Below are 7,486 nucleotides of genomic sequence, written 5' to 3' on the forward strand. Positions count from 1 at the left end.
GCGGTAGACGGCGCCGATGGCGAGGTCGCAGATCAGCGGCGAATGGATCATGTCGCCGAAATCGAGAATGCCGCTCACGACCTCCGGCCGCGAAGCATCCATCACCACATTGTAGGAATTCATGTCGTTGTGGACGATCTGCGCGCGCAGGCTCGGGATGACCGGCGCAGCATGCTCCTCGAAGGAGTCGATCGCGCGCTCGACCATCGCCCGCCGACTCGGATCAGTGATGTGCGCCATCATCGGCCGTGTCTTGGCGACCTTGCGGATGTCCCAGAGCAGGTCGTTGCCGGCGGCCGGATGGAAGAAGCCGCGCAGCGCCCGGCTGAGGCGGGCGAGGAAGATGCCCAGATTGCGATCCTGCGCCTCGGAAGTCGGCGAGCGCGACAGCAACTGACCGGACAGATAGGTCACCAGCCGGATAATGCGCGGCGCCGATCCAGCGACGCTGACCGCGAACTGCGCTTCATCCTCGATGCTTTTGCGCACCGAGGGAACCGGCAAGGTGGGGTCGACCGCAAGGATGTGGTCGAGCGCCTTGTTCTGGAAGTCGGTGAAGCCAGCTTCTTCCGCCGGATGGGAGATCTTCAGGACGAACTCGCCCTCGCCGTCGGTCTGAATATGGAAATTGTGGTCGCGTTCGCCAGGCAGCGGACGCGCGGTGCCGGTCAGCCCGTAGTGCCGGCGCAGGATGGCGAGGGCGTCGGCCGTGGAGACACCCGGTGCGTCCTCGGCGAGTGTTTCGCCGAACGCATCGGGCACCGCCGCATTCATGGCTTAGCCTCGATAGGTTCGAGGCCACACCAGTCGGCGATGAACAGCGCGATCGTCTGGGTGACCTTGCGCACCGAGTCGAGATCGACGGCCTCGTCATAGCCATGCGGCATGCGGCAGATCGGGCCGTAGACGATCGCCGGCGTGTCGGCATAGAGGCCGAAGAAACGTGCATCGGTGGTCGCCGAGGTGACGTGTTCCGTCAGCGGCTCGCCCCACACGGCGGTATGGCTGCGGCGCAGCACCGCTTCCATCTCGTCGGCGCCCTCCAGCACATAGCCCTCGGCCATGAAGCCATTGTAGGTCATCTTGGGTGGTCGGTTGGCCAGGAACGGATCGGCGCGCGCCGCATCGGCAATGCAGGCCTCGAGCTCGGCCCTGGCGTCTTCGAGCCTCTGGCCGGGATAGGTGGCGACGCGCATCTCGAAGACACAGCGCGCCGGAACGCTCGATGTCCACTCGCCGCCTTCGATCTTGCCGAGGTTGAAGCGGATCGGATGCGGGTGATCATGGAAATGCGGATCATCGACCTTGCGCGCGTTCCAGACGATTTCGAGCTGCTTCAGCGCCTGGATGATGACGAAGGCTTTTTCAATGGCATTGGCGCCGGCCGAAAATGCACCCGACGCATGCTGCGGATCGCCGTCGACCTCGACCCTGAACCAGATCGGCCCGACCTGCGCCCGCATCAGCCGCGGCTCCAGCGGCTCGGGAATGAAGGCGGCGTCGGCGCGGTAGCCGCGCTGCAGGCATGCAAGCGCGCCATTGCCGGTGCATTCCTCCTCGACCACCGACTGGAGATACACGTTCGCGGCCGGCTGATAGCCAAGGCTACGCAAGGCGCTCAGCGCATAGAGGCAGGCGGACAGGCCGGCCTTCATGTCGCCGGCGCCGCGGCCATGCATCCAGCCATCCTCGATCGCCGGATCGTAGGGATCGCGGACCCAGCGGTCGAGCGGTCCGGTCGGAACGACATCGATATGGCCGTTGAGGATCAGCGAGCGGCCGGTCGCGTTTCGCGGCGTGTGGGTAGCAACGACGTTGAAGGCATCGTCGTAAGAGACCGCCACGGGGGAAAAACCCGGCAGGTCGCGAATCACGTCGACATCGACGCGCCACATGTCGACCGCGTAGCCATCCGCCTCGTAGGCGGCGGCCATAAACGACTGCGCGGGGTGTTCCTCGCCACGTTGGGAGGGAAAGCGCACGAGGTCTTGCAGAAACGCGACCTGTCGGGCGAAGCCATCATCGACTGCGCTCAGAATGGCCTCATCCGCAATCCGCTTAGGCATCATATTTCACTTTCATCTGGATGGTGTATCATATCTCATATGCCATTCCTGTGAAATGCAAGAGGCATGCGCGCCAAACTTTCAGTCCAGGACTTGCCGTTCGATGCTGCCATGGTCTTGGGGGAGTTGGCATCGGATGCAGCAAGCCGATACTGCTATCTCTGGAAGACATGACGAGGAATGCGTTGATCACAGAAGACACGATGCCCGCCGAAATCACCGATCTCGCCATTGGCTACCATCGCCTGCCGGCTGGCAAGCTTGCCAATGCGGTGACCTGGATGGAAGCGCGTACGCCGCAGCCGGATCTCGCGCGCCCTTTGGGCATGACACGGATCACGACGCCCGACTGCGTTTCCTACCGGGCGATCTTTCTCAAGATCGGCGCACCCTGGCTGTGGGACCGCGTTTCCGAAATGTCCGATGCCGAAATCACCGAGCATTTCGCCGACCCGCGCCAGCATCTCTACTACGGCCATGATGAAACCGGCGCGCATCTCGGCATGGTCGAGTTCTTCGCCGCCGACAATAACGAGATCGAGATCACCTATTTCGGCCTGTTCCCGTCCCTGACCGGCCGCGGTTTCGGCAAACGGCTGATGGCCGGGGCACTGGAGCTCGCATGGCGTCTCAACCCGAGCCGCATCTGGCTGCATACAAGCAGCTTCGATCATCACAGCGTCATCGGATTCTACAGCGCCTGCGGGTTCGTGCCCTTCGCTACCGGATTTGAGATCGTCGACGATCCCCGTATCAAGGGAACCTTGCCGCGCGATGCCGCACCGCAAATTCCGCTGATCGAAGCGGAGTGGAGCGGCTGCGGCGACTCTCCCCCAGAGAGCTACAGGCTGTGCGGACCTAGATGAGAACAGCTCCGCAATCCGTCAGCCAAGCGTCGCCGCACCATCGCCGATGGGTGCGCCGCGAGACCATTCTGTCGACGCTGGCGCGTCATATCGACACGCGCATCGTGCTGTTCGCCGCGCCCGCCGGCTTCGGCAAATCGACGACGATGGCGCAATGGGCTGCGGAAATCGCACGCCACGGCAGGCTGACGGCATGGCTGTCCTGCGAGGCGACGGACAATGATGAGGGCGCCTTCCTATCGCATCTGGTGGGCGCGCTGCGCCATCTGGTCCAGAGCCCGGCGGAACTCGACCTTGCCTTCCAGTCGAGCCCCATCCCGCAGCTCGATGTCGTGCTCGCGGCACTTGTGGCGGGTCTGGCGGCGCGCGAGGCCGACATCACCCTGTTCTTCGACGATTACCACGCCGTCGAGGCGCCGGCGGTGAAGCGGTTCATGGAGCGCCTGACCCGGCAGGCGCCGGAAAATGTTGCTTTCGTCATCGGCTCACGCAGCCTGCCCGACCTGCAGCTCGGCAAGCTCCGGGTGCTTGGCGACGTTTTCGAAATCGGCCCCGACGATCTGCGTTTCGCCTCATCCGAGGCCGAAGCTTTCTTCAACGACAAGCTGGGCCTGAGCGTCAGCAGCGGCACGGTGGAGACCTTGTGCTCGCGCACCGAAGGATGGGCCGCCGGCCTGCAACTGGCCTCTTTGTCACTGAGTGCCGCGCATGCACCGGAAACCGTCATCGGCAATTTTACCGGCGCCAACCGAAACGTCGCCGACTTCCTGATGGGCGAAGTGTTCCTGGAACTGCCGCCGGCGATCGCAAAATTCCTGCTCTACAGCTCGATCTTCGAACGCTTCAGCGCCGAGCCCTGCCGGGCGGTGATGCGCGCGGCCGACGCCGAAGCGGCGATCACCGAGATCGAGACGCGCAACCTGTTCCTGGTGCCGCTCGACGAAGAGCGGCGCTGGTTCCGCTACCATCATCTGTTCCGCGATTTCCTTAGCCGCGAAATGGAACGGCGCGAACCGGAGATGATCGCGCCGCTGCATCTGGCGGCTGCCGAATGGTTCGGCGAGCGCAAGATGCTGACAGAGGCGATCGGGCACGCGCTGGCCGCCGGCGACCAGGCCCGCGCGGCGGTGTTCGTGGAGAACAATGCGCTCGACCTCATCGCCCAGTGCCAGCTTCTCTACGTGCGCCAGCTGCTGGCACTGCTGCCGAGGAAGCTGATCGACCAGCGCATTCGGCTGCAGCTGGTCGTGCTGTGGTTGGCGGTGCACAGCAGCCAGCCGGAGATTGCCCAACAGACGCTGAGCAATGCGCGCAAGCTGGTCGAAGCCGGACCGACCGACAGCAACGACCCGGGCACGATGACCGGCACAACGATCGAGGCCGAGCTCGTGGTTCTCGCCGCCGCCGTTCACAGCACGCTGGAGCAGTTCGATCAGGCGCGCGCCACAGCCCTTGCGGCCCTGCGCGTCATCGCGCCCGATGCCTGGTTCATGGAGGGCGCGACCGCCAATGTCATTGGCTACAACCTCTATGCGCTGGGTGACCTCGACGGCGCACGCGCCGCCATCGATGCGGCACGCCGGGCGCATGAGCGAAGCGGCAGCCTGCTCGGCGTCACCATTGCCAATTGCTACATGGCCGTGATCGAGCGTTCGGCGGGCCGCTTGCCCGCCGCCGAGCGGCTGCTGCGCAACGCGATCATCGAGGCTCGGGCGCGGATCGGTGCAAACTCCTATGCCGAGGCCCTGGCCGGCACGCTGCTTGCGGAACTTGCCTATGAGACCAATGCGTCGGGCGAAGCGCTGACCCTGGTCGAGAATCTCGGACCGCAGATCGAGGGCGCGGCGGTCATCGTCTATCCCCTGGCCAGCGTGCCGACCTATGCCCGCGTGCTGCAGCTGACCGGTCGCACCGAAGCGGCACTGGATATGCTTGAGCGCGTCTATCAACGCGTACATGGCACGGTGTATCGCCGCCTGGCATCGATGATCGTGCATGACCGCATACGTGTGCTGCTCGACCAGAACCGTATTGCCGAGGCGCGTGCGCTGCTGGCCGAGCATCGGGGCGAAGGGACCGAGGCTTCGGTGGTCATCACTACCGCCAACGAGTTCGAGTTCTTTGCCGAGGGCCGCCTGCTGACGGCCGAGAAATCCTATGCCGCTGCCGCGGGGGTTTTCGACGCGCTGCTCGAGCGCACGAAAGACAGCGGGCGCATGCGCCGCCATATATTGGCGCTGATCCTGCGCGCCAAGGCGGCCAGCGCCTTCCACGACCAACGCGAGGCCGACCGCAATCTCCTCAATGCGTTGCGTCTCGCCCAACCCTCCGGCTTCATCCGCTCTTTCGTCGACGAGGGAAGGCCTGTTGTCGAAGGGTTGATGCGGCTGCGCGCGGCCCAGGCGAAGACCGATCCCGCACTGTCAGCCTATGCGTCGCGCATCATCGATGCCGCGCAGGCGATGCCTGTCGCGACGCGCAAGCTGGCCGCACCAGCCGCCGAGAAGGAACAGCTCACCCAGCGCGAGGCCGAACTGCTGCGCTATCTCACCGAGGGCATGTCCAACCGCGATATCGCCTTGGCGTTGTCGGTGAGCGAGACCACGGTGAAATGGCATCTGAAGAACATTTTCGGCAAGCTCGCGGTGACCAACCGGGTGCAGGCGGTGCGCGCCGCGCAAGGATCTGCAGGCGCCCATACCCCTCCGAAAGGAGGGGCATAGATAAGAGGCGCGACCCCACTTTCGGGTCGGGCCATCTGATCGTTAGCCTGCTAGCGTCACCTGGTTTTCAGAGGACGCTGCGCATGGCGACAGGCTACGTTTTTCACGAACAGCTGATGTGGCATGACACCGGCTCCAGCGCCGACATGATGCCGCCCGGCCGTTTCGTGGAACCCGGCCGGCATCTGGAATCCCCTGGCTCCAAGCGCCGGCTGAACAACCTCATCCAGGTCAGCGGCCTGTCGCGGCATCTGGTGCCGATCATCCCCGAGCCGGTCTCGGTCGACGACCTGTTGCGCGTGCACACGCAACGCCATGTCGACGATATTCGCATGCTCAGCGAACGCGGCTCCGGTTTCGCCGGGCCGCAGGCGCCGATCGGCCTCAACAGTTTTGACATCGCGCTGCTGTCGGCCGGGACCACCTATGCCGCGATGCGCGCCGTGCTGACCGGCCGCGTCGACAATGCCTATGCGCTGGCGCGGCCGCCGGGACACCATGCCGAGCCCGACCAGGCGATGGGCAACTGCCTGTTCTCCAACATTGGCGTCGCTGTCCGCCGGCTGCAGCATGAAGGCTTGCTCGGGCGCGCGGCGATAGTCGACTGGGATGTGCATCACGGCAACGGCACCGAGACGGTGTTCTATTCCGACCCGTCGGTTCTGACCATTTCCGTGCACCAGGACAATCTCTATCCGACCGGGCGCGGTGCGCTGGCCGACAACGGGAAAGATGCCGGCGAGGGCTTCAACATCAACATCCCGCTGCCGGCCGGCAGCGGCACCGGTGCTTATGAAGCGACTTTCGACCGCGTTGTCGCACCGGCACTGCGCGCCTACAGACCGGACCTCGTCATCGTCGCCTCCGGCTTCGATGCGTCCGGCTTCGATCCACTCGGCCGCATGATGCTCAACAGCGAATGCTTCAGGCGTCTCGCCGCGCGCATGGTTGCGCTGGCCGCCGAGACCTCGCAAGGGCGCCTGATGATGACCCATGAAGGCGGCTACTCCGAGGGCTATGTGCCGTTCTGCGGCCATGCCGTCATCGAGACGCTAGCCAATCACCGTACCGAAGTGGTCGACCCTTTGTCGGACCATATCGACGAATGGGCCGGGCAAGACCTGCAGCTTCATCAGGCCGCGGTGATCGATGCCGCCGAAGGCCTGCTCGCCGGCCTGCGCCAACGTCTCGCCAGTGCGGCTTGACGCGATGGATTTCGTCATCACCACGCTGCTCAATGCGCTGACGCTGATCAGTATCCTGATGCTGGTCGGGCTCGGGCTGGCGATCAGCTTCGGCCTGATGAACGTGACCAATTTGGCACATGGCGAGTTCGTCACCGTCGGCGCCTTCGCGGTCTATTTCGTCCAGAGCATGGGTGGCTCGTTCTGGCTAGGGCTGGCGGCTGCCCCCATCGCCGGCGCGGTGATCGGCTGCATCCTCGAATTCGCCATCATCCGCCATCTCTATTCCAGGCCGGTCTCAACTGTGCTTGCCACCTGGGGCGTCAGCCTGATCCTGCAGCAAGGGCTGGAACTGATCTTCGGTCTCGGCGCCAAGCCGGTGACGCCGCCTATCGAGGGCACGCTCGACCTCTTCTTCACCGTCTACCCGGCCTATCGGCTGATCCTGATCGGCATCGCCATGCTGACCTTGCTCGGCGTCATCCTGCTGATCAGCCGCACGTCCTTCGGTCTCGACATCCGCACCGTCATCCAGAACCGCGAAATGGCCGAGGGCGTCGGCATCAACACGCGGCGCACCTACGCCATCGCCTTCACCTTCGGCGCGGCCATCGCCGGGCTCGCCGGCGGACTGGTCGCGCCGCTGG

General features: G+C 64.6%; 6 protein-coding genes. 4 read left to right on the plus strand and 2 right to left on the minus strand.

The genetic code is table 11. The features are described from left to right. Positions 1-774 (minus strand): phosphotransferase (locus EN969_RS09290; RefSeq protein WP_127419085.1); only part of this gene is annotated, 774 nt, incomplete at its 3' end. Further along, positions 771-2,066 carry an ArgE/DapE family deacylase gene (locus tag EN969_RS09295; protein ID WP_063170179.1) on the minus strand — a complete coding sequence of 432 codons (1,296 nt, stop codon included), beginning with the start codon at positions 2,064-2,066 and terminating at the stop codon, positions 771-773. The genes EN969_RS09295 and EN969_RS09290, both read right to left, overlap by 4 nt. A gap of 185 nt (positions 2,067-2,251) precedes the next feature. Between EN969_RS09295 and EN969_RS09300 the strand changes: the two genes are divergently transcribed. The 4 genes from EN969_RS09300 to EN969_RS09315 all read left to right on the plus strand — a co-directional run. After that, a complete protein-coding gene (locus EN969_RS09300) occupies positions 2,252-2,932 on the plus strand; it encodes a GNAT family N-acetyltransferase (protein WP_024502523.1) in 681 nt (226 codons plus the stop codon). Then, a complete protein-coding gene (locus EN969_RS09305) occupies positions 2,929-5,655 on the plus strand; it encodes a LuxR C-terminal-related transcriptional regulator (RefSeq protein ID WP_063167562.1) in 2,727 nt (908 codons plus the stop codon). The genes EN969_RS09300 and EN969_RS09305 overlap by 4 nt, the downstream gene beginning before the upstream one ends. Before the next feature lie 83 nt (positions 5,656-5,738). Then, complete coding sequence (locus tag EN969_RS09310; protein WP_013532992.1) at positions 5,739-6,860, plus strand: class II histone deacetylase; 1,122 nt, start codon at positions 5,739-5,741, stop codon at positions 6,858-6,860. Positions 6,861-6,864: 4 nt separating this feature from the next. Continuing rightward, positions 6,865-7,486: branched-chain amino acid ABC transporter permease (locus EN969_RS09315; protein ID WP_127419086.1), on the plus strand; the 622-nt coding region annotated here is incomplete at its 3' end.

Origin of the sequence: Mesorhizobium sp. M7A.F.Ca.CA.003.01.2.1 (assembly GCF_003998945.1) — a bacterium.
Taxonomy (GTDB): domain Bacteria; phylum Pseudomonadota; class Alphaproteobacteria; order Rhizobiales; family Rhizobiaceae; genus Mesorhizobium; species Mesorhizobium ciceri.